We start from the raw sequence: 23889 nt of genomic DNA, 5'->3' as shown, positions 1-23889 counted from the left end.
CGTAGCCTGTAGCTCGTAACTTTATTCCTTTCCGCACAATATTGAGTTACCGATTCGTCTTTTTTATATAATTCTTTTGTACCTTTGGCGCTCATTATTCAAAAAAACGATTCAACATGATGCAATTATTCCACCGAATGATTTCCGCCGCCCTCGGCATTTCCGAAAAGCAAATCGGCCATACGCTCGACTTACTGGGAGACGGAGCTACTATTCCGTTCATCAGCCGCTATCGTAAAGAAGCCACCGGCGGACTGGATGAGGTACAAATCGAAGCTATCAAAACGCAATACGAGAAGCTGAACGAGACTGCCAAGCGGAAAGAAACCATCATCAGCACCATCAACGAACAGGGAAAAATGACTCCCGAACTGCAAAAGCGCATTGATGAAACATGGGACAGCACCGTACTCGAAGACATCTACCTGCCCTATAAACCCAAACGCCGCACACGCGCAGAAGTGGCCCGGCAAAAAGGCCTGGAACCCTTGGCAACCCTGTTGATGCTGCAACGCGAACCGAATCCGGAGAAGCGTGCTGAAGCATACGTCAAAGGAGAAGTGAAAGATGCCGGAGATGCACTGAAAGGGGCACGGGACATCATTGCCGAGCAGGTTAGTGAAGACGAACAGGCACGCAACACCGTGCGTTTTGCCTTCTCCCGGCAAGCCGTCATCACCGCCAAAGTGGTGAAAGGCAAAGAGAGTGAAGCTGACAAATACCGTGATTATTTCGAATTCAGCAAACCGCTGAAGAAATGCACCTCGCACCAGCTGCTCGCCATCCGCCGCGCCGAAACCGAAGGACTGCTGAAAGTCAGCATAAGTCCTGATGATGAAGAGTGCGTAGAACGGCTGGAACGCCGCTTTGTGCGCAGCAACAATGCTTGTGGTGAACAGGTGGCAGAGGCCGTGCAGGATGCCTATAAACGTCTGCTAAAGTCATCCATCGAAACCGAATTTGCCGCACAAAGCAAAGAACAGGCGGATGAAGAAGCCATCCGGGTATTCGTCCAGAACCTGCGTCAATTGCTGCTTGCCTCCCCACTGGGACAAAAGCGGGTAATGGGCATTGACCCCGGATTCCGTACCGGCTGTAAAGTGGTGTGTCTGGATGCACAGGGCAACTTGCTGCACAATGAAAACATCTATCCGCATGCTCCGGTGTACAAAACCGCAGATGCCGTATCCAAAATACAAAAAATGGTGGAAGCCTATCAGATAGAAGCCATTGCCGTAGGAAACGGGACAGCAAGCCGCGAAACGGAAGAGTTCCTGAAACACCAGACGTTCAGAAAGGAAATTCAGGTATTCGTGGTGAGCGAACAAGGTGCGTCCATCTACTCCGCATCCAAGATTGCCCGTGATGAATTTCCCGAATACGATGTCACTGTGCGCGGAGCGGTATCCATTGCCCGTCGCCTGGTGGACCCGTTGGCTGAATTGGTTAAGATTGACCCGAAATCTATCGGCGTAGGACAATATCAGCATGATGTGGACCAATCCAAGCTAAAGAAATCACTGGATTCTACGGTAGAAAGTTGCGTGAATCTGGTCGGAGTCAATTTGAATACGGCAAGTAGCCACCTGCTGACTTACATCTCAGGTTTAGGCCCCCAGCTTGCACAGAACATCGTGAACTATCGCGCAGAGAACGGTGCGTTCACTTCCCGCAAGCAACTGATGAAAGTGCCGCGCATGGGTGCCAAAGCATTTGAGCAATGCGCCGGGTTCCTCCGCATTCCGCAAGCTGAAAACCCACTGGACAACTCGGCCGTGCATCCCGAAAGCTACTGCATCGTAGAGCAGATGGCAAAAGACTTGGGTTGCAGTGTGGCAGAGCTAATAGCCAGCAAGGAACTCCGCCTGAAAATTCAACCGGAGAAGTACCTCACTCCCACGGTGGGAATGCCGACTCTGAAAGATATCTTGCAGGAACTGGACAAACCGGGACGTGACCCGCGAGGCCCGATAAAGATTTTTGAGTTCGACAAGAATGTACGTACCATCAACGACCTGCACGAAGGCATGGAACTGCCCGGCATCGTGGGCAACATTACCAATTTCGGCGCTTTTGTCGATATAGGTATCAAAGAAAACGGTCTGATCCACCTTTCTCAACTGGCCGACCGCTTCATTTCAGATCCGAACGAAGTCGTATCTATTCATCAGCATGTCCGGGTTCGGGTGCTGAGTGTGGACATGGATCGCAAGAGGATTGCCTTGAAGCTGATTTCAGAATAATTACAGTCATTATAATCATCAACGCGGTGCATACCACAGAGCCTTCGAAGCCAAAAGCACCGCCGTTGATGATATTTTTTTCAGGAAGTTCCAAGCTCAACAGGGTGTTGCCGAATTGTCCGCCACTCACTTCGAAACCAAGAACCGGACCTTGCAACCAGTTCCAGAAAAGATGAAGGGCAATGGGAAACCACAAATTCCGCGTATAGATATAGGAGGCGCCCAGCATTAACCCAGCCAGCAGAATATTCAAAAAAGCAATAAGGGAAAAATTAGGATTAAAGATATGGAGCAGGGAAAACAGGGCTGCTGAAATAAACAATGCCACAAAACGGTTAACCCCTGCATTCAGCAGATGCCCCAGCACAAAACCGCGAAGGGCGGTTTCCTCTGTAACGGCTACCAACAGCATGAATATCCACATCAACAACAGGTTCGTTGCATCAAACTGCGCTCCGGTTATTTTAATTTCACCGGAAAGATACAGCACGCCGAAGCCGATGCCATAGAGGACAAATGCTGCCAATGTTCCCCAAAGGAAGTCCTTCCATCTTTCTTTTACAGATAATCCCAAGTCGGAAAAGGGCAAGCAATCCCACCATCTCAATAAAATGAATGCAGCTAAAAATACACCGGCCAGGAAACAACCCTCCTGTAAAATAAGACCCAATGCCCCATTCTGTGCCAAAGCCGGAACTAATTTCAGCAAATCGCCCGCCAGAAAAGCAAATGCTGCCGCAAACCCCAATATCAGAAGCACATAGACGATAATCTTCGCTGCCACAGTCAGATAGACCACAACTTTCAGTTCTTGCCGAACGGTGCCTGCATTTTCATTCATTGACTCCATATCTCTGTTTCTATATGTTAATACCCCGGCAAAAATACCTATAAAATTAAAACATAGAAAATAACTTCCTGTAAAAACCGTATATTTGTCTGAAACATATTTTGTAACAGCCATGAAAATAAAGAAAGTCTTCACTATCATAATGTTGGCTGCATGTACTTATGTAGCAGCTCAAAATACAGGCACACCTACCGGCAACAAAACATTTTTCGTATCCAAAGCCGGTACTTTGGTATCCATGCTCACCGAAGATGAAGCCAACAGTATCACCCATCTCACCCTGACCGGAAAATTGAATGCCATCGACTTCAAGCATCTGCGGGATGAATTCAAGAGTCTGCAAGTGCTCGACATTTCCAATGCCTCCATCAGCACATACGCCGGCAAGGGCGGCACCTTCCCCGACCGTTTCTACATCTACCCACCCAACTGTGTGCCTGCATATGCATTCTGCCGACAGACAAGCGACAGCACTTTCACCGGAAAAACCACTCTGCAAAAAGTTATCCTTTCGGAGAAAACCAAGAATATAGAGGATGCGGCATTCAAGGGTTGTGAGAATCTGAAAATATGCCAGGTGAGAAAGAAGACCGCTCCCAATTTACTTCCGGAAGCATTGGCAGACAGTATAACCGCTATTTTCGTGCCCCTGGGCAGCAGCGACTCCTACCGTGCCAAGAAGCACTGGGATACGTTTGCTGTGATAGAGGGTGAGCCGGTAGAGGCGTTTGTACAGGTAGGCCTGATGGGAAGCCTCGCCAGCGAATTGGTAGAAGCAGGTCTGCAACCCAAAGATGTGAACTTCCTGACTGTAGAAGGCAAACTGGATGCAGCGGACTTCACCCTGATACGCGACTACATGCCCAATCTGGTAGCTATCGACTTGAGTAACTGCAATGCCACCGCTATTCCTGAATATACATTCACACAGAAAAAGTACTTGTTGAGCATTCAGCTTCCAAAGGGTCTGAAAAGTATCGGTCAACGGGCATTCAGTGGTTGCGGGAGATTATGTGGTACGTTGGAGTTACCTGCCGGGGTGACAGCTATCGAATACGGTGCGTTTATGGGGTGTGATAATCTACGCTATGTGGTGGCCACGGGAAATAAGATTACGACGTTGGGAGATAATTTGTTCGGAGATGGGAAGAATAAATTGATATATAAATAATAATGGTGTGCTTGAATAATGAAAGATAATACAACTTTATTTCCAGAAGAAAACCATCTCTATTCAGATATTTGTCAAATTATTGACAATACACGTACACGAGTTGCCACTTATGTGAACACTGAAGTATGTCTGACCAATTGGCATATAGGCACACGTATCAAAGATGATGTACTCCTAAATCAACGAGCTGAATACGGTAAGCAGGTTATTAAACGATTGGCTCAGAACCTAACTCAAAAATATGGTAAAGGATGGAGTGACAAGAGTCTACTACATTGTCTCCGCGCAGCAGAGACTTTCTCTGAGGAGGACATTGTCTCCGCAGTGCAGAGACAATTGACATGGACACACCTAAAGACTATCATGTATATCAAAGATAAACTGGCCCGTTCTTTTTACATAGAGATGTGCAGTATTGAACATTGGGATACCAGAACACTTAGTGATAAGATAGATAAGCAACTTTATGAGCGAACAGCCCTCAGTCGTAAACCAGAAGAGCTTATAAAGCAAGAACTCGCTATGGTAAAGGAAACTCATCAACTTTTACCCGACCTTGTATTCCGCAGCAGTTATTTTTTAGACATGCTGGGGTTACCAGATGTGTTTTCAGAACATGATTTGGAATCTGCCATACTATCTCAAATTCAAGCATTCATCAAAGAGTTAGGTAGTGACTTCTCATTCGTAGACCGGCAGAAACGTATTACGGTTGATTCAGTAGATTATTATATAGATTTGTTATTTTTCCACCGTGGGCTTCGCCGAATGGTGGTGATTGAACTAAAGTTAGGCAAACTTAAACCCGAATACGAAGGACAAATGCTATTATACTTACGCTACCTGAATAAAAATGAGAGAAAAGATTGGGAGGAATCACCAATTGGTCTTATTCTTTGTTCAGAAGGGAACACCGAACATATTGAATATCTCATGCTCGATAATGAAAGTCCAATTAAGGTAGCTCAATATTACACTCAGCTACCAGACAAGCAGGTGCTCTCACAAAAGCTCCAGCGAGCCATTGCTATTGCCAAAGAGTATTATGCAGAACATAAGCTGTCTGATAAAGAAAAACAATAGAATATCATTGATTTAAAATCATCTGAAAAAATATCGCCTTACAATAAATTAATATTGCAAGGCGATACTTTTTTAATAGAGAATAAATTATTTAGTTTCCGTACATCTTCGCTCTCAGTTCCTTAATATGATCTGAAGTGATATATTCATCGTATTCCATCATCTTGTCAATGATGCCGTTCGGCGTCAATTCAATAATACGATTGGCCACAGTCTGAATGAACTCATGGTCATGAGAAGAGAACAGGATGTTGCCTTTATAAGTCTTCAGGTTGTTATTGAATGCCTGAATAGACTCCAAGTCCAGGTGGTTGGTCGGAGTATCCAATATCAGACAGTTGGCATTGCGCAACTGCATACGGGCAATCATACAACGCATCTTCTCACCTCCCGACAATACACTTGCTTTTTTCAGCACCTCTTCACCGGAGAACAACATACGGCCGAGGAAACTCTTCATATAGACTTCATTCCCTTCGCCAAACTGACCCAACCAATCCACCAGATTCAGGTCGGTATTGAAATATCTGGTATTATCCAACGGCAAGTAGGCCGTAGTGATAGTGACACCCCAATTAAAGATTCCTGCATCCGGCTTCGTTTCTTCATTTATTATTTCGAAGAATGAAGTCATGGCACGGGGATCACGTGAAAGGAACACCACCTTATCTCCTTTTTCTATATTGAAGTTTACATCACGGAAAAGTACCGTACCATCTTCCAGAGTCTTGGTCAGACCGGAAACTTCCAGAATCTGATTGCCCGGCTCACGCTCGGGAGTAAAAATGATACCCGGATATTTACGTGAAGAAGGTTTGATTTCTTCCACATTTAGTTTCTCCAGCATCTTCTTACGGCTGGTGGTCTGCTTGCTCTTTGCCACATTGGCGCTGAAACGGCGGATGAATTCTTCCAGTTCTTTCTTTTTCTCTTCAGCCTTTGCCTTCTGGTTCTGTTGCTGACGCAAAGCCAACTGACTTGACTCATACCAGAAGCTATAGTTACCGGCAAAGAGGTTAATCTTGCCATAATCAATATCGACCGTATGCGTACAAACAGAGTCGAGGAAGTGGCGGTCGTGGCTCACAACCAACACGGTATGTTCAAAGTTTGCCAGATATTCTTCCAGCCACATCACGGTTTCCATATCCAGGTCATTGGTAGGCTCATCCAGCAATAAGTTATCCGGATTACCGAAAAGAGCCTGTGCCAACATAACTCGCACTTTCTCCTTTCCGCTAAGGTCACCCATCAACATATAGTGCTTGCTTTCCTTGATGCCCAGACCACTCAGCAAAGCGGCAGCGTCACTCTCGGCATTCCAGCCATCCAGTTCGGCAAATCTCTCTTCCAGTTCGGAAACCTTCAAACCGTCTTCATCGGTGAAGTCTTCTTTGGCATAAAGAACTTCGCGCTGTTTCATTATATCCCACAGGACAGTATGCCCCATCATCACTGTATCCATTACCGTAAGTGCATCCCACTTAAAGTGATCCTGGCTTAGCACGGAAAGACGTTCGCCCGGGCCTAACATAATAGAACCGGTAGTAGCATCCAGATCACCTGATATAGTACGCAGGAAAGTAGATTTTCCGGCACCGTTGGCGCCAATGATACCATAACAGTTACCACTCGTAAACTTCAGGTTTACATCATTAAATAACACTCTTTTTCCAAACTGTACGGAAACGTTCGAGACTGTAATCATTTATTTATTTACTATTTAGCTATTTACAATTTATACGAATTAGTCACTCTGTGGTGAAAACTTCATTTGCGGGTGCAAAGATAGGCATTTTTCTACGAATACTCGTAGAAATGCGCTGTCAATCTGACATAAAAGTATTACCTTTGCGGCGTTTTCGACAAAAGCTGCCCGTTTGGCAGAGTTTTTGTAGGTATAGCGATATATAAACTTAAACCCTTGACAGCAATGAAAACAAATCCTTTTTTTAAGAATAATAAGAATAGAAATATGGACCCGAAAGAAAAAGAAAACATCAACGAAGAAGAGTTGGAAGCTGGAGCTGCTCAGGAAGAAGCTGCGGAAAATGAAGAGATTCGCGAAGAAGAAATGCAGGAAGAAGCTCCTCTGACAGAGGAAGAAAAGCTTGCTAAGGAACTGGAAGAAGCCCACAAGGCAATAGAAGACCAGAAAGACAAGTATCTGCGCCTCTCTGCTGAATTTGACAACTACCGTAAACGCACCATGAAGGAAAAGGCAGAACTGATTCTGAACGGCGGTGAGAAAACCATCGGCACCATCCTTCCGGTAGTGGATGACTTCGAACGCGCCCTGAAAAACATGGAAACTGCCACCGACGTAGCAGCAGTGAGAGAAGGTGTGGAATTGATTTATAATAAGTTCATGGCTGTACTGGCACAAGACGGCGTGAAAGTGATTGAGACGAAAGACAAGCCTCTCGACACGGACTATCACGAAGCTATCGCCGTTGTTCCGGCACCGGATAAAGCCCTGAAAGGCAAAATCCTGGACTGCGTACAGACAGGTTACACGCTAAACGACAAAGTAATCCGCCATGCCAAAGTGGTGGTAGGAGAATAACATAATATATATGGAAAAAAGAGATTACTACGAAGTACTGGAAGTAGAGAAGACAGCATCGGTAGAGGAGATTAAGAAAGCTTACCGGAAGAAAGCCATTCAATATCATCCGGACAAAAACCCGGGTGACAAAGTGGCTGAAGAGAAATTCAAAGAAGCGGCAGAGGCATATGACGTGCTAAGCAATCAGGACAAGCGTGCCCGTTACGACCAGTTCGGCCATGCCGGAATGAGTGGTGCTGCCGGTAACGGAGGCCCTTTCGGTGGTTTCAGCGGTGGTATGTCTATGGATGATATCTTCTCCATGTTCGGAGACATCTTCGGTGGACGCGGCGGTTTCAGCGGCTTCGGAGGAGGCTTTGGAGGTGGAGGTTCACAGCAGCAACGTGCCCGTTTCCGCGGTTCGGATCTGCGTGTAAAAGTGAAACTGAACCTGAAAGAGATTTCCACCGGTGTAGAAAAAAAATTCAAACTGAAGAAATACGTTCCCTGTAACCATTGCCATGGAACCGGCGCCGAAGGTGATAGCGGTTCGGAGACTTGCGCCACCTGTAAAGGTAGCGGTACAGTCATCCGCAATCAACAGACAATTCTTGGCACGATGCAGACACGAGCCACCTGTCCTACTTGCGGCGGTGAAGGTAAAATCATCAAAAACAAGTGTAAGGAGTGTGCCGGAGAGGGTATCGTTTACGGTGAAGAAGTGGTAAGTGTAAATATTCCGAAAGGCGTAATGGAAGGCATGCAGCTTTCTATGGGCGGTAAGGGAAATGCCGGCAAGCACAATGGTGTGCCGGGCGATCTGCTGATTCTCGTAGAAGAAGAACAAGACAAGGAGCTGATTCGCGATGAGAACGACCTGATTTACAACCTGCTTCTCAGTTTCCCGACAGCCGCCTTGGGCGGTGCGGTAGAGATACCGACCATTGACGGAAAGGTGAAAGTGAAGATTGAATCGGGAACACAACCGGGCAAAGTACTCCGCCTGCGCGGAAAAGGTCTGCCGAGTGTGAATGGATATGGTACGGGTGACTTATTGGTAAACGTCAGCGTATACGTGCCTGAAACACTTAATAAAGACGAAAAGAAAGCGCTCGAGGAAATGGAAACGTCAGACAACTTCAAACCGAACACTTCAATTAAAGAGAAGATATTCAAGAAGTTCAAGAGCTTGTTTGATTAAAACAAGGTTTCACCACAGATTACACAGATATGCACAGATTATAAAGTATGTATGTGCCGAAGCACATCTTTTATAATTTGTGCATATCTGTGTAATTTATGGTAAGATACATGAAAATTTGAAATATTAAACAAAAAACGTCAAAACGGACAACAATCATCTATCCACTTAGATAGTTTTACTATCTTTGCCACCCCTCGCTCTATGAGTAGTGCAAGAGGGTTGATGATAATTGATTAAAGCTGATGAAACTTAAAACAATCCTACTTACTACAGTGGCTACAGGCGCTTTCATGTGCGAGCCTGCTGTGTTGCATGCTGTAAATTCTACGCCCGATTCCATGGGCTGGTTCCGCAAGAAGAAGAAAAGCGAACCCAACGACAGCGTTAAATCCAAAAACGAGTACGAAAAACTGACCGGAGACGGTAGCATCCTGCGCCGCGGTATGTTCAACGTGTACCAGAGAAAGAATGATTATTACTTTGAGGTGCCCACGAACCTGCTGGACAGAGATATGCTGGTAGTGAACAAGCTACAACGTGTTCCGTCCGAGCTGAACGAAGCCGGAGTGAACCGTGGCACGAACTACGAGAACCAGATGGTGCGCTTCGAACTGGACAAGGCAACGAACAAATTACTAATCCGCCAGAGCCGCCCTCTCCCCCTCGCTCCTGCCGGGGATGCCATCAGCCAGTCCGTACGTGATAATTACATCTCACCTCTGATAGCCGGTTTCAAAATCGAGGCATTCAATAATGACTCCACCGCCATGGTCATCAAGGTGAACGATATTTACGACGGTACGGAAACAAGCATTAATAACGTATTCACCAACATCAACCTGGGGACTTCTTCTATCAAGAACCTCTCTCGCATCCTCTCGATCAAAGCATTCGAGAACAATGTGGTGGCCACCTCCGAACTGACCACAAAAGTGACCGAAGGAACGACTTCCATTTATGTGACGGTTGAAGTAAGTTCTTCACTGATGTTGCTGCCGGAAACGCCAATGGCAGGCCGGCTCGATAATGCCCGTGTGGGTTACTTCACCAATCCACTGCTGAGTTACAGCGATGGACAGCAACGGGTAAATAAACAGCAATTCATCACCCGTTGGCGTCTGGAACCAAAACCGGAAGACCGCGAACGCTATCTGCGTGGTGAATTGGTGGAACCGGCAAAACCCATCGTGTTCTATATAGAAAATTCCACACCGTATCGCTGGCGCAAGTACATCAAGCAGGGCATCGAAGACTGGCAGGTGGCCTTTGAGCGTGCCGGCTTTAAAAACGCAATCATTGCTAAAGATGTCACCGACAGCGTGGCGATAGACATGGACGACGTAAACTACTCCGTTCTGACTTATGCCGCTTCAACCAAGGCTAACGCCATGGGGCCATCTATTCTTGACCCACGCTCAGGAGAAATCCTGGAAGCGGACATCATGTGGTGGCACAATGTATTGAACATGCTTCAGGAATGGATCACCGTACAAACCGGAACCGTAAGGCCGGAAGCCCGTGGCATCAAGCTGTCCGACGAACTGATGGGCGACGCTATGCGCTTTGTGGCCTGCCACGAGGTGGGACACTCATTAGGTCTGCGCCACAACATGATGGGTTCGTGGGCATTTCCCACCGACTCGCTCCGTTCCAAGTCATTCACCGACCGGATGAACTCTACTTCCTCTTCCATCATGGACTATGCCCGCTTCAACTATGTGGCACAGCCGGGTGATGGTGTCACTGCACTATCTCCACATATCGGCCCCTATGATATTTTTGCCATTGAATACGGTTACCGTTGGTATGGCAAGGAGACTCCGGAAGAAGAGAAAGACTTGCTTTATGACTTCCTGAGCCGCCATACGGACCGTCTTTATAAATATAGCGAAGCACAGGATGTGCGCGATGCCGTAGACCCTCGTGCACAGAACGAAGATTTGGGAGATGATGCCGTACGTTCTTCACAGTATGGTATTGCCAACCTGAAACGCATTGTTCCCGAAATCATCAGATGGACAACAACCGGTGAAAAGGGACAGACCTACGAAGAAGCTTCACGCCTCTATTATGCGGTTATCAACCAGTGGAACAATTATCTGTATCATGTGCTTGCCAATGTAGGCGGTATTTATATAGAAAACACAGTGGTAGGCGACGGACAGAAGACGTACACTTTTGTAGAAAAAGAAAAGCAACAGGCTGCCCTGAAATTCTTGCTGGATGAAGTGCTGACTTACCCGAAATGGTTGTTCGATACCGAAGTTGGCGAATATACGTATCTGCTTCGCAACACTCCGCTGGGTGTGGTAGAGAATGCACCGACTCAGGTGCTGAAAAATGCACAGTCGTATATTCTTTGGGATCTGTTGGGCAACAACCGCCTGGTGCGCATGCTCGAAAACGAAGCGGTGAACGGAAAGAAAGCCTTCACGGCTGTAGAACTGATGGATGGCTTGCATCGCAGCATCTTCGCAACCACTGAGCGTGGAGCGTTGCCCGATGTCATGACGCGTGCCTTACAGAAGAATTTTGTGGACGCCCTGATTACAGCTGCTGCCGAAAGTGAAGGTGTGAAGATCAATAAGAAATTAATGGATAATCATTTCCTGCTGGATAGCCAATTGCCGTTGTGTAGTTGTGACGAGCATGCCCACCGTTCACTGGATGCCGACCGCATGGGTGCCCGCCGCGAATTGAACTTCTACGGCTCACAACTGAACCGTATCTCGGATGCCATTTCTGTGAAACGAGGCGAATTGCTTCGCATCAAAGATTTGCTTCAAAGTCGTCTGAGAACATCGGACGTAGCAACTAAATATCATTATAAGGACATGATTCTCCGTATTAATACGGCATTAGGACTTTAAATTTAGCGCATAGTGCTAAATTTAGTGACGAGCTACAGGCTACAAGTGCCTTTCGGCATGATAGCCGGGCGATGCGTCAAAAATAGAATAATCTTTATTTTGACACACACCCACACAAGTACAGCGCAGCAACTTGTAGCTGCTAACTCGTAGCTTGTAGCTAAAACCTGTTTTCAATATAAGTATTAATTTTATTATTTTAACAGATGAAAAAACGCTTATCTGTCACGTTCCTATTACTGATAGGAACCCTTAGTTACGCCCTTGCCGCAAACCGGCAGATAGAGGGTGTAGTAATTTCTTCCGAAGATAATTTACCTCTCATCGGTGCTTCCGTCTATGTGACGACTGATGATTTGAAGAAAAACGGGAATAACCAGTCAACGATCGGTGTCATTACAGATATTGACGGTAAGTTCTCAATCTCCATCCCGGAAGGTATTACCCGCTTTTATTGTAGCTATGTGGGCTATGATGTAATGGAAGTGAAGCTCATACCAGGCAAAAGTCAATACAACATTACCCTCCAGCCTTCTGCACACATGCTTGATGCTGTAGTTGTGACGGGATACCAAACGGTGGAACGCCGCAAACTGACGGCTGCCGTATCGAAAATTGATATTTCGGACCAGATGGTAGGTGCAACCAAAAGCATAGACCAGGCATTGGCCGGACAGATTGCCGGACTTTCCGTAAGCAACATTTCCGGTACTCCGGGTGCTCCTGCCAAAATCCGTATTCGCGGTACATCCTCCCTGAATGGTACGCAAGACCCTTTGTGGGTGTTGGACGGCATTCCATTGGAAGGGACCAACATTCCCAACATGGAGGTACTGAAAGACATCGACAACATCGGCCAGACTGCCATTGCCGGTCTCAATCCAGCTGACATCGACAACATCACCGTACTGAAAGATGCTGCCGCAACTGCCATTTATGGTGCCCGCGCCGCCAACGGTGTCATTGTGATCACCACCAAAAAAGGTAAAGTAGGAAAACCGGTTATCAATTTTTCTACCAAACTGACCTATTCTCCGAAGTTGAATATAGACCGCTTGAATCTGTTGAACTCGGAAGAAAAAGTAGGTCTGGAACTCGACCTGCTGGCAGCCGGCTATCCTTACCGGGAAACCAAAGGTGAAGTATACCGCATCATCTCCGGCATGAACGAACTGGGCAATTTCAAAGACGGAGGCTGGGACGCTTTGTCGCCAAACGCTCAAAGTGCCATCAACAAACTGAAGGCAACCAATACGGATTGGAGTGATATACTTTTCCGTGACGCATTTACGCAAGAGTATAACCTGTCTCTTTCCGGTGGTAGCGAAAAGGCAACTTACTATACTTCTTTCGGATATATGAAAGAAAATGGTAATGTGCCGAACGTATCTGCCGAACGTCTGAACTTAGTAATGAAGACCAGTTATAAAGTGAACAGTATCCTGAAAGTAGGTGCTTCGATGTTTGCCAACCGCCGTAAGAATTCGAGTTATCTGCCGGATTCAGATGGCTTAACCAATCCGATATTCTACTCGCGTCTGGCTAATCCTTACTTCACGCCTTATGATGCCAATGGTAACTACAACTATGACATCGACGTGGAGAATGATGTAGACATGGACTTTGGCCTCAATCCTTTCGAAGAACAAAGAAATACCACCAATGAAACTACCATTAACGGACTTTCTTCCATCTTCGATGCAGAGTTGCGTTTTGACGACCGGTTCAAGATTACAACCCAACTTGGACTGCAACTCGATAAGAAATCTATCGAAAAGATTGCCGACGAAGAATCTTTTGCCATGCGTAAAGAAAAGAAGAATCACCGCAGCAATGGTGTAACTTATCTGCCGGAAGGAGGATTCCATAAGGCTAACGAAAACTCGTTGTCTCAACTCACCTGGAAAGCGATGGGAGAATATCGCGATACCTACAACGACATCCATGAATTTGAAGTAATGGTGGGAACGGAAATCCGTAAGACATGGGAGGAAAAGCTGTACAGCGCCGGTTATGGATTTGACCGGAAGACGTTGACAACCAAGCCGATTATCTTCCCGGAGGAAAGCAAGGCATTCAAGTTGCATGAGAAGGGTCATGTGGAGAATGCATATGTGTCCGCTTTCTCAACCCTGTCTTATTCTTTACTGAACCGCTATACATTGGGCGGAAGTATCCGTTTCGACGGTTCCGACCTTTTCGGTGTAGACAAGAAGTACCGTTATCTGCCATTATATTCAGTCAGTGGTTTGTGGCGTGTTTCTCAGGAACCTTTTATGGCAGGCACCAAATGGATAGACAACCTGGTGATCCGTGCATCCTACGGTTTGCAGGGAAACATAGATAAAAACACTTCTCCTTTCCTTCTGGGAAATTACAGAGTTGAAAACATTCTGCCGGGAGGTTCAGAAGACATGATTGACGTTTCCGGCGCCCCGAATAAGAAACTGCGCTGGGAGAAAACCCACTCTGTAAATGCCGGATTTGACTTTGCAGTATTGAATCAGGCTATCAACCTGAGCGTAGACTACTATTATCGCAAAGGGGTAGATTTGATTGGTACTCAGATGCTGCCGTTGGAAACCGGTTTTGAAATGTTGACCGTCAACTGGGCCAGTATGCAGAACCAAGGTGTCGAAGTTGCCCTCAGCACACGCAATGTCCACACCAAAAACTTCATGTGGACTACTAATTTCAACTTCGCATACAACAACAATAAAGTACTGAAAGAAGCACTGCGCGAAGATGCCCTGGAACCGGGACGCGAAGGATATCCTGTAGGAGCCTTGTTTGCCCTGAAAACGGCCGGACTGGATGAAGAAGGTTATCCGATGTTTCAGGATAAAGACGGAAAAGCCGTATCGGCTATGGAATTCTTTAAATTGCAGGAATGGGGATTCGGAGCAACCGACCTGACAGCCCGCGAACGTCGCGAACTTTACACGTATGTTGGTACTGCCGACTGCCCTTATACGGGCGGTTTCAACAATACTTTCACCTACAAGGCATTCGAACTGGGCGTCAACTTCAGCTTCGACTTCGGTGGAAAAGTACGCAGCCAGCCCACCTACTCCATCGTTGACTTTGACAAAGGACGCAACACAAACCGTGACATCCTGAACCGTTGGACTCCGGAAAATACGGAAACGATCTTCCCGGTTCTGCTGAGTCAGAACGAACGTCTGGACGAATATATGTGGTATTCAAATCAGAATGAAATATACCGTAACCTGGATATTTGGATCAGAGACCTGAACTATGTGAGACTGCAAAATATTCGGTTGGGCTATACATTGCCCACTAACTTCAGTCGCACGTTGGGAATGACTTCTGCCACGGTTGCCATAGAGGGACGTAACTTATTGGTATTCGGCTCAAGCTATAAGAATTACCTCGATCCGGAAACCATGTCCAATGCTTATGCAACACCGGCTCCGAAGTCCGTTACCTTAAGCCTGAACCTGATTTTTTAATTTTATAGAGAGTAACAACAATGAGAAAGATATATATCATGTTATTGATGAGCAGTGTAGTATTGCTGACTGCCTGCGATATGCTGGATATTCAGCCTACGGGAAAAGTGATACCCCAGACTTTGGCTGAGTACAGGGCACTAATTGCCACATCATACAAGAATGTTCCCGATGCCAGAGGACTGGCTTGTTTCCGCTCAGACGAAATGTATGTAAAAGATGATAGCTGGGAACAGGACCGTTACGGAAAAATAGAATGCTGGGATGACTTCAGCGCTCCGGGGCAGACTACTTCCTTTGAGTGGAAGAACTTCTACAGCATCATGTTCACCGCAAACTATACCATAGAAGAGCGGAATTCAATCAATGAAGGAAGCGAAGAAGATATCAACCAACTGATTGGCGAATGTTATCTGCTCCGTGCCTACATGCATTTCCTGTTGGTAAATCTTTACGGACAGCCTTACACCCGTCCGGGAGCGTTAGAAACAAAAGCTGTGCCGTTGAAACTGAACAGCGATATCAACGAAATTCTGAAGAAGAACACAGTTGCACAGATTTATGAGTCTGTACTCTCAGATATCAATGAAGCTGAAAAGTTGATTAACAAGGATGCTTGGGAACAGAAGTTTTCTTATCGTTTCACCACCTTATCCGTAAAAGCTCTCCGTGCCCGTGTATATTTGTATATGGGACAATGGGACAATGCATATAAGGCTGCTGAATCCGTTCTTGCCGAGAAGAATACACTGGAAGATTTCAACGACGAAGCGTTTATGCTGCCGAACAACTATCAGTCTGTAGAGAATATCACCGCTTTGGAACGCGGCATGTCTTCTAACTACACTCAGGCAGCGGTGCTGTCCGAAGCTTTGGCATCTTCATATGGGAAAGGAGATTTGCGCCTGGATGCTTACTTCAAACCGGCTGACAAGAACGGTTACCGTTTCAGTCAGAAGAGTGGAAAAGATGATTTCCGTTGCTCCTTCCGTGTGGGCGAAATGTATCTGAATTCAGCAGAAGCAGCTGCACAATCGGACAAATTACCCCAGGCACGCACCCGATTGCTGGAGTTAATGCAGAAGCGCTATACGCCGGAAGCTTACACGACCAAAGTTACCGCTGTCGAGGCAATGGCTAAAGAGGCACTGATACAGGAAATTCTGGACGAGCGTAAACGTGAACTCGCTTTTGAAGGACACCGCTGGTTCGACCTGCGCCGTACCACCCGCCCTCGTATTGAAAAAGTGATCAAGGGAGGAACTTATGTATTGGAACAGGATGACCAACGCTATACGATTCAGATTCCGAGAGAGGCGATTGCGGCGAATCCGGAGTTGTCAAACTAATAAACAAATAGAGTTGATTAATAAGAAAACCTCCTTTCTCATCCTGTTATGGTAATAGAGAAAGGAGGTTTTTCTTATGAGTTATCCATTCTTTTAAAGCGTATCTTCAATAGCCTTTTGAATGATTGGTTCCATTATGTCATACCCTTCATTTGTCGGATGTACTCCGTCTTTTGTATATTTAGGATTTAGTGCTCCGTTTTCATCCAACACCATTGCCTGGTAATAATTCACATAAGGAATCTTATTTGCTTTTGCATACGCTTCTATACGGGCATTCAATGATTGGATTTTCTGAGGAGCGTCTTTTATTTCCGGTCTCCATTTAAAAGCTGCCGCCGGTAGTACAGAAGTCAGAATCACCTTTATTTTATTCGCTTTAGCCAATTCTACCATCGAAACAATATTTCCAAATGTGTATTCCTCATTGTATGGACCTACATTCTCGGCAACATCATTAGTTCCGGCATTTATGACTACCAAAACCGGAGAAAGATTAATAACATCCTCACGAAAACGCAACAAGAATTGGTAAGAGGTTTGCCCACTGATACCGCGACCTATATATCCATTTGTTTTAAAGAAGTCAGGATGAGTTCTCACCCACCCTTCCGTAATGGAATTTCCCATGAAGACCACTCTCTTCTCTTTCTTTACGGGCTTTGAAAGTGCAGCATTTTCTTTTGCATAACGAGCTAAATTGGCAAAATCATTTTTCTGAGCATATGCTCCACTTATTGATAACCCTCCCAGGATAGTAATCAATAGCAAACTTTGTTTTAATCTTTTCATTTTCATACTTAGATATTAATTATTAGGATATGCAAAGATAAAAAGATCCCTGCAAAAAGATTGATTCTTTCATCACATTCTAATTAATTTCAAGGACCATTCTACAATTTATCATCTGTATTATTTCCATTTCTTCACAGTCTTCTTATCTATTGCCGTAGCTTCAATCAAACTTAAGCCAAAGCCTCCACTACGCGCCAATTTTATGGACATCTTAGTTTTACCAGTCACAATACCCTTCTTTATCTGGTATGCGGTAGGATTCTTTTCGTAATCAGCATCTTTAGCATCAGCATATAAAGTTGCCACATATTCTTTTCCCGGTTCTAAGAAGTCAAGAGTAAAAGTAGAAACACGCGCATTTTCATCCGTAATACCACCTACAAACCAGTTGCCTGTACCTTTTGCCTTACGAGCTACAGTTATGTAATCTCCCGGTTCAGCTTCAAGATATTTACTGTCGTCCCAATCAACGGCAACATCTTTAATGAATTGGAAAGCATCCAAATGACGCTCGTAACTTTCCGGTAAGTCAGCCGCCATTTGTAACGGACTGTAAAGGGTGACATACAAGGCCAATTGTTTGGCAAGAGTGGTATGAATCTGCCCATGATTTTCACGATTTAGGAATGTCAGGCAAATATCAAAAATACCGGGAGTATAATCCATTGGCCCGCCAATCAGACGGGTAAAAGGCAGTAGTGTAGTATGAAACGGTTTGTTTCCGTCATAAGGCTCAAACTCTGTACCACGGGCTGACTCATTACCCAGCAAATTCGGATAAGTACGGCACAAACCTGTAGGACGGACTGCCTCATGAGCGTTTACACAAATTTTATATTCAGCTGCTTTTTTCACCGCATACAAATAATGATTATTCATCCATTGTCCGTAATGGTGTTCACCACGGGGGATAATATCACCAACATATCCGCTCTTTACAGAGTTATAACCATGATCTACCATAAATTGATAAGCCTTATCCAAATGGCGCTCATAGTTACGAACGGAAGCCGACGTTTCATGGTGCATCATCAATCTGACTCCCTTACTTTGTGCATAGGCATTCAGCATCTTCACATCAAAATCGGGATAAGGCGTAACAAAATCAAAAACAAAATCCCTGGAACTTCCTCCCCAGCTTTCCCAGCCTTCATTCCACCCTTCTACCAATACCTGATCTATACCGTGCTCAGCCGCAAAATCAATATACCTTTTCACATTCTCATTATTGGCTGCGTGACGACCATTCGGTTTAATCTTGGTATAATCGTTTTCACCAAATCTCATGGCAAGCAACTCATCCGTATAGCTCCACGACTTCATACCTGTAATCATCTCCCACCACACACCGATATACTTCACCGGTTTAATCCAAGACACATCATCATAGGCGCAAGGTTCGTTCAGGTTCAAAGTCAGCTTGGATGCCAAAATATCCCGTGCATCATCACTTACAATGATGGTACGCCAAGGAGTCTTGGAAGGAGCTTGCATATATGCCTTGTTGCCCAGAACATCAGGAGTAAGCCAAGACTCAAATATCAGATTTTTATCATCCAAGTTGAGATGCATACAAGAGTAATCTACCAGAGCAGCTTCGTGCAAATTGATATATAATCCTTCAGCCGTTTTCATCTGCAAGGATGTCTGGACTCCTGTAGGAGAAAATACAAATTGAGAAGCATTTACCGTTACAGCACTCTTCATTAAGCCCCGTATTTCAGATAGTTTGGATTGGGTATAATCATACTCCTGCGTATCATAGTCACCCGGTATCCAAAAAGCAATATGATCACCAGTCATGGCAAACTGGGTATGTTCTTCTTTTACAATAAAATAATTTAGATTTCTTTGTAATGGAAACTCATACCGGAACCCCAAACCATCATTGTAGAGCCGGAAACGAATAATCATATTACGATTTTGGGCTTTCTGTTCCAAAGTCACAGTCAGTTCATGGTAGTGATTACGGACTTGTGCAACTTCACCCCAAACCGGTTTCCAGAGTTCATCAAAAGTTGAAGTCTCAGTAGCAGATAGTGTAAAATTATCCATAAGTCCCGGATCATCCTTTAACTCCAAACCCAATTTTGAAGGTTTCACTACAGCCTTACCTTTATAGAAAAGCTGATATACCGGTTCTCCCTGAGCATTTACTGTAAAATCTAAGTAAAGATTTCCGTCCGGTGAAGTAAAACTTTCAGCCATCAGTGCTCCACACACACATACAAACAATAAGAAACTAAAAGATTTTTTTAATACAAAACTCATATTATTCATAGTTTAAAAAAATGATTCACTATTTTGCCATGATGGAAATTTGATCTATTATCTCTCCATTCATACTCTTCACTTCCATATTCAACTTATTTCCTTCTACAACACCTTTAAGGACTGTATTTGAGGAATTATCAATGACCGGGAAGTGAACTTTATCCGTCGGCTTGTTATTAAAATACTGATGTAGATGCCCGCATAACATAACATCTACCTGCGCATCATTCAGAATGGGAACAAACTTTTCCAAAACTTCTCCTTGTCCATGCCATAAGTCCCGGTCAGGCAAGGGAGGCATATGAGCAATAACGACTTTGAATTTCGCATATTGAAATTCAGGAGATTTTACAATTTCAGAAAGCCATTTAGCTTGCTCAGTGCGATAATTATCATAATCCGTGATACCGTGATACTCTATATCAGAATCCGGCTTATCCTCACCTGTATCCAGGAAAATGAAACAAACCGGACCTTGTCGCAACAAGAAATACAAGTGCGGCTCCTTAGGAGAGAAATAGTGCTGGAAAGAAGTTGCAAACAAACCACGCGTCTCATGATTTCCACGAGCATAGTACATGGGCTTATTAGTAGCAAACAGATCTACGGTAATATCCATAAAACCTTTGAACAGCGCCTCTTCATCCATCAGCCAATTCATCATATCACCGTTATAAATAATCATATCCGTCTCTTTGAACCCTGCAATATTCAGTAGTTTTGGAATATAATCTGTATTGCCGTGTATATCATTCAGCATAATAAAAGAAGTTGCCGGTTTATTACGATCATTTGTCGTGAACTTCAATGAACGCTTATCATAGATACTGGGAGCCGCTACATTACCATAAACGATTTCTTCTCCTTTACGTTCCAAGACCTCCTGAGAGTAAATGCGGTAACGATAGCTGGTACCGGGTTTAAGGCCGGTGATACGAACTGCATGTAATAGCGAAACATTTTTCACCCCATTCGTAGCATCAAAAAATTTGGAGCGTTCAAAGCGGTAATAGCTTGTACCATCATCCGGTGCTACTTCCACCCACCCTACAGAAACTTTATTTGACACCCATACAATTGTAGTTTCCGTTTCCTTCAGGTTCTGGAGATACGGGCCATGTTTAATCGAGATTTGTTCCTGCGCAAATCCGGTAAAAGCCATAAGCGTACATATTACGCTGAATAAAAGTCTTTTCATAACAATCAATTATCAATCTCACTTCTTATTTTTAGGAGACAATTTTACCAAGACAACACCATGGGCAGGAACTTGGAAACTCAGGTTATCACTGGAAGTTCCGAGATATTTGTTCTTGTTCCAGATATCATATACATCATATTCCAATTCCCAAAGCCTGATATCTGCAAAATGAAGATGAGATTTGTCTTTTCCAAACTTATACTCAAATGTCCATGGTTGTTCATCACGATTAAAGAAGCATACCGCAGCTTCTCCATCGGACAACTGTTTTACCCATATTTCATGTTGATCTATTTTCATGTAACGGCGTCCCTGTACACCCAGTTCATCTTGGTTTACCGCTATTACATCTTTATTCGTAAGAATAGATAATGTTTCTTTATCCATAGTTCTCAAATCGTTTCCAGCCAGCAACGGAGCAGCCAGCATACACCACATAGTGAAGTGTGAACGATTCTCCTCAGTAGTGAGTACCCCATTACCTACCTGCAACATATCAGGATCATTCCAATGTCCCGGACCGGCATAAGGATATAGATCCGCATTCCTGTCGATGATATCCACTACACTACATCCTCCCCAGTGTACCGTACCTTTAAAAGCATTGATAATATCCCCCGTAGTTCTCCACAAATGTCCTACTCCTTTTGCCCATGTCCACGGTTTGCTACTTCCCCACTCACAAATAGAGAATACAATGGGACGGCCGCTGGCTTTCAAAGCATCACGCATAGTACGATAAGCTCCCTGAGGACTTTGAGCCTCATCAAAACACCAATCATACTTCAAGAAATCCACTCCCCACCCGGCATAAGTACGGGCATCCTGAAACTGATAACCACGACTTCCCGGACGTCCGGCACAAGTCAATGACCCTGCACAAGAATAGATGCCAAACTTCAATCCTTTGGAATGTATATAATCTGCCAATGCCTTTATGCCGGAAGGAAAACGTACTGAATTAACCACAATATTCCCATCTACATCACGATCCACTTGCCAGCAATCATCAACGTTTACATAGGTATAACCGGCATCTTTCATCCCGTTTGCTACAATAAGGTCTGCCATATCCCGTATCTGCCGTTCATTGACATCGCAACTAAAACAGTTCCAGCTATTCCATCCCATAGGAGGAGTCAAAGCCAGTGAATCGGCACCATCGGCACGAACAATAATGCACGTACACACAACTATTACAATACACAAAATTCTTTTCTTCATAATACGATCGGTTTTTATTAAAAAATTATTGTTATATATTTATATTATTCATTATAATATTAGGTCCTATCATCTAATTCAACAATGTACTTTTCCCACATCCTAATGGCTCCATTATAGATACAAACTCGGAATCCTGTATTTCCATGTTTACATTACACAAAGCATGGGTTTCCAAATTTCTGCTTATCAGAAGCTACAACATAAGTTTCAGTACATCTATTATACGTAACCTTTACTATATAATTTTGTTTTGATGGAAACTGTAAACCCCATTCTTTATTTATTATAAGCGCAATACCGTTTGATCAAACACAAGTTAGACATATAACTCCAGCTGTTTCCAAATGCATTTGATACATCTTAACTAAGTACGATTTCAAGAAAGCAGAAAACGGAAAGCGAAAACAATCCCGCTTTCTGCTCTCTTTACAGTCAAGGAGTACTATTTTTTAAATCTTCATACGGGAGTTTAAAAAAGTCCGAACAATAAAAACTGGTTTTAGAGCCTTTCTCTGATTCAATAACTTTGGCTCCTGTCATATCATATTTAATCCCTTTATATCTTTGGGCTATGTCATAAAGTTCCTGATCTGTCAAAAGAGATTTTGTCCCGGGAATAACCCAAAAATAAACATAACTTACAATTCCAGTCTCATCAAAGAAAACGTTTATTATCGTTTTATCCTCTTTCTTTAATTCCAATATTCTTTGTTTAGAAAGCACCCCCTCATCCACTAATTCCTGCAGAGGTTTTACTCTCGAATACTCTCCCCAAGAAGTTTTAGTCTCAGAAGGAAGTTCCAATAAAACTCCACCCTTCTCCAAAATACGATTGATTTCGTTTTTGGGCTTCATTGTCATATAACCATCATTAGGTTTTTCATGCTTTTCATACACAAAATGTTGGGATTCAGTCTGTCCCATTAAAGTGGTTGCACTTAACAGAATAACCACAATCATCAAAATATTCTTTTTCATATTCTTTATTTTTTTATATATTGATACAATACTTTGGGTGGAAAGGACTCTGTATATGTCCCTGAATACTGATACCAATTATTCGCAACCTCTCTATAAAGAGGTAGTTGTTCTTTCGAGAAACCTCCTTTATTCAATATTGAATTCATCAATATTTCCATTGCTCCTTTAAGGGATTCAGTACCACCATATCCTATTGTATTAGGCGGATAAGGATTATTGGGATCCACTTTACCATCACCCACAAATTCACATTCCCGATAACACCTTTTATATGGAACAAGATCACAGTATGTAACTATATCATAAATAAGACCGGTTTCCATATCACCTCCAACCAATACATATTCATCATGACAATTATAGCTATATTCTGTGGTACAAATATCGTGACACACCGGTTGCATACCACACGTAGAAACGAAAGATTCTGCCTGCGTATCACAGGAAGGTGAAAGATAGCCTACTATTTTACCATCAGAATATCTCCAGCCATTGATAAAGGAACCGTTAATAGCATAGAATAAAACCAAGCCATCATAATCAGGTTCGCGATATAAATAGCTATTCTTTGCCATATTCCCGGTATTTTTCAGATAATTATAGGAGCCTACGAATAT

General features: G+C 44.1%; 16 protein-coding genes and 1 pseudogene. 8 read left to right on the top strand and 9 right to left on the bottom strand.

All coding sequences use genetic code 11. The annotated features are described in order from the left end of the window. Window positions 1-116 precede the first annotated feature (116 nt). Window positions 117-2243 carry a Tex family protein gene (locus QZ135_RS09995; RefSeq protein ID WP_294608542.1) on the top strand — a complete coding sequence of 709 codons (2127 nt, stop codon included), beginning with the start codon at window positions 117-119 and terminating at the stop codon, window positions 2241-2243. On the opposite strand, the gene QZ135_RS09990 is transcribed toward QZ135_RS09995, so the two are convergent. Beyond that, window positions 2161-3093, bottom strand: coding sequence for a type II CAAX endopeptidase family protein (locus QZ135_RS09990; protein ID WP_294608540.1), 933 nt, complete (start codon window positions 3091-3093; stop codon window positions 2161-2163). The two genes, QZ135_RS09995 and QZ135_RS09990, sit on opposite strands and share 83 nt — an antisense overlap. A 142-nt stretch (window positions 3094-3235) precedes the next feature. Between QZ135_RS09990 and QZ135_RS09985 the strand changes: the two genes are divergently transcribed. Together QZ135_RS09985 and QZ135_RS09980 are read left to right on the top strand one after the other, a co-directional pair. Further along, complete coding sequence (locus QZ135_RS09985; protein ID WP_294608548.1) at window positions 3236-4264, top strand: leucine-rich repeat domain-containing protein; 1029 nt, start codon at window positions 3236-3238, stop codon at window positions 4262-4264. Between the two features lie 18 nt (window positions 4265-4282). After that, entirely contained in the window at window positions 4283-5350 is a 1068-nt protein-coding gene (locus QZ135_RS09980) for a PDDEXK nuclease domain-containing protein (RefSeq protein ID WP_294608538.1), read from the top strand. A 91-nt stretch (window positions 5351-5441) separates the two neighbouring features. Here QZ135_RS09980 and QZ135_RS09975 read toward each other — a convergent pair whose 3' ends face one another. Continuing rightward, a complete protein-coding gene (locus QZ135_RS09975; protein ID WP_294608536.1) occupies window positions 5442-7058 on the bottom strand; it encodes an ATP-binding cassette domain-containing protein in 1617 nt (538 codons plus the stop codon). A 225-nt stretch (window positions 7059-7283) separates the two neighbouring features. Here QZ135_RS09975 and QZ135_RS09970 point away from each other — a divergent pair, with 225 nt between their 5' ends. The 5 genes from QZ135_RS09970 to QZ135_RS09950 all read left to right on the top strand — a co-directional run bounded on the left by QZ135_RS09970 (window position 7284) and on the right by QZ135_RS09950 (window position 16794). Continuing rightward, entirely contained in the window at window positions 7284-7916 is a 633-nt protein-coding gene (locus tag QZ135_RS09970; RefSeq protein WP_294608534.1) for a nucleotide exchange factor GrpE, read from the top strand. A 10-nt stretch (window positions 7917-7926) separates the two neighbouring features. Further along, window positions 7927-9099, top strand: coding sequence for a molecular chaperone DnaJ (dnaJ, locus tag QZ135_RS09965; RefSeq protein WP_294608532.1), 1173 nt, complete (start codon window positions 7927-7929; stop codon window positions 9097-9099). Between the two features lie 245 nt (window positions 9100-9344). Beyond that, entirely contained in the window at window positions 9345-11972 is a 2628-nt protein-coding gene (locus QZ135_RS09960) for a zinc-dependent metalloprotease (RefSeq protein ID WP_294608530.1), read from the top strand. Between the two features lie 206 nt (window positions 11973-12178). Further along, window positions 12179-15445 (top strand): SusC/RagA family TonB-linked outer membrane protein, encoded by a 3267-nt coding sequence (locus QZ135_RS09955; RefSeq protein ID WP_294608528.1) that lies wholly within the window; start codon window positions 12179-12181, stop codon window positions 15443-15445. A gap of 20 nt (window positions 15446-15465) precedes the next feature. Then, window positions 15466-16794, top strand: coding sequence for a RagB/SusD family nutrient uptake outer membrane protein (locus QZ135_RS09950; protein ID WP_294608526.1), 1329 nt, complete (start codon window positions 15466-15468; stop codon window positions 16792-16794). 93 nt (window positions 16795-16887) lie between these two features. On the opposite strand, the gene QZ135_RS09945 is transcribed toward QZ135_RS09950, so the two are convergent. From QZ135_RS09945 to QZ135_RS09915, 7 genes and pseudogenes are all read right to left on the bottom strand, one after another. Next, window positions 16888-17592: an SGNH/GDSL hydrolase family protein gene (locus tag QZ135_RS09945; protein WP_294608523.1), complete on the bottom strand. Its 705-nt coding sequence runs from the start codon at window positions 17590-17592 to the stop codon at window positions 16888-16890. A gap of 114 nt (window positions 17593-17706) precedes the next feature. Continuing rightward, the gene (locus tag QZ135_RS09940) at window positions 17707-19869 is read right to left on the bottom strand and encodes a glycoside hydrolase family 97 protein (protein WP_294608521.1); all 2163 of its coding nucleotides are present in this window, start codon (window positions 19867-19869) and stop codon (window positions 17707-17709) included. Window positions 19870-19888: 19 nt separating this feature from the next. After that, complete coding sequence (locus QZ135_RS09935) at window positions 19889-21061, bottom strand: FN3 domain-containing metallophosphoesterase family protein (RefSeq protein ID WP_294608519.1); 1173 nt, start codon at window positions 21059-21061, stop codon at window positions 19889-19891. A gap of 18 nt (window positions 21062-21079) precedes the next feature. Further along, window positions 21080-22288 (bottom strand): glycoside hydrolase family 27 protein, encoded by a 1209-nt coding sequence (locus tag QZ135_RS09930; RefSeq protein ID WP_294608517.1) that lies wholly within the window; start codon window positions 22286-22288, stop codon window positions 21080-21082. 76 nt (window positions 22289-22364) lie between these two features. After that, window positions 22365-22481: pseudogene (locus QZ135_RS09925) on the bottom strand (ABC transporter ATP-binding protein); the annotation flags it as partial. 242 nt (window positions 22482-22723) lie between these two features. Next, on the bottom strand, window positions 22724-23269 hold the full coding sequence (locus tag QZ135_RS09920) for a hypothetical protein (protein WP_294608515.1): 546 nt from the start codon (window positions 23267-23269) through the stop codon (window positions 22724-22726). A 5-nt stretch (window positions 23270-23274) separates the two neighbouring features. Continuing rightward, complete coding sequence (locus QZ135_RS09915; RefSeq protein ID WP_294608513.1) at window positions 23275-23847, bottom strand: hypothetical protein; 573 nt, start codon at window positions 23845-23847, stop codon at window positions 23275-23277. Window positions 23848-23889 lie beyond the last annotated feature (42 nt).

This window comes from uncultured Bacteroides sp. (genome assembly GCF_905207245.1).
GTDB lineage: Bacteria > Bacteroidota > Bacteroidia > Bacteroidales > Bacteroidaceae > Bacteroides.
This window is presented reverse-complemented; position numbering and strand designations above follow the sequence as displayed.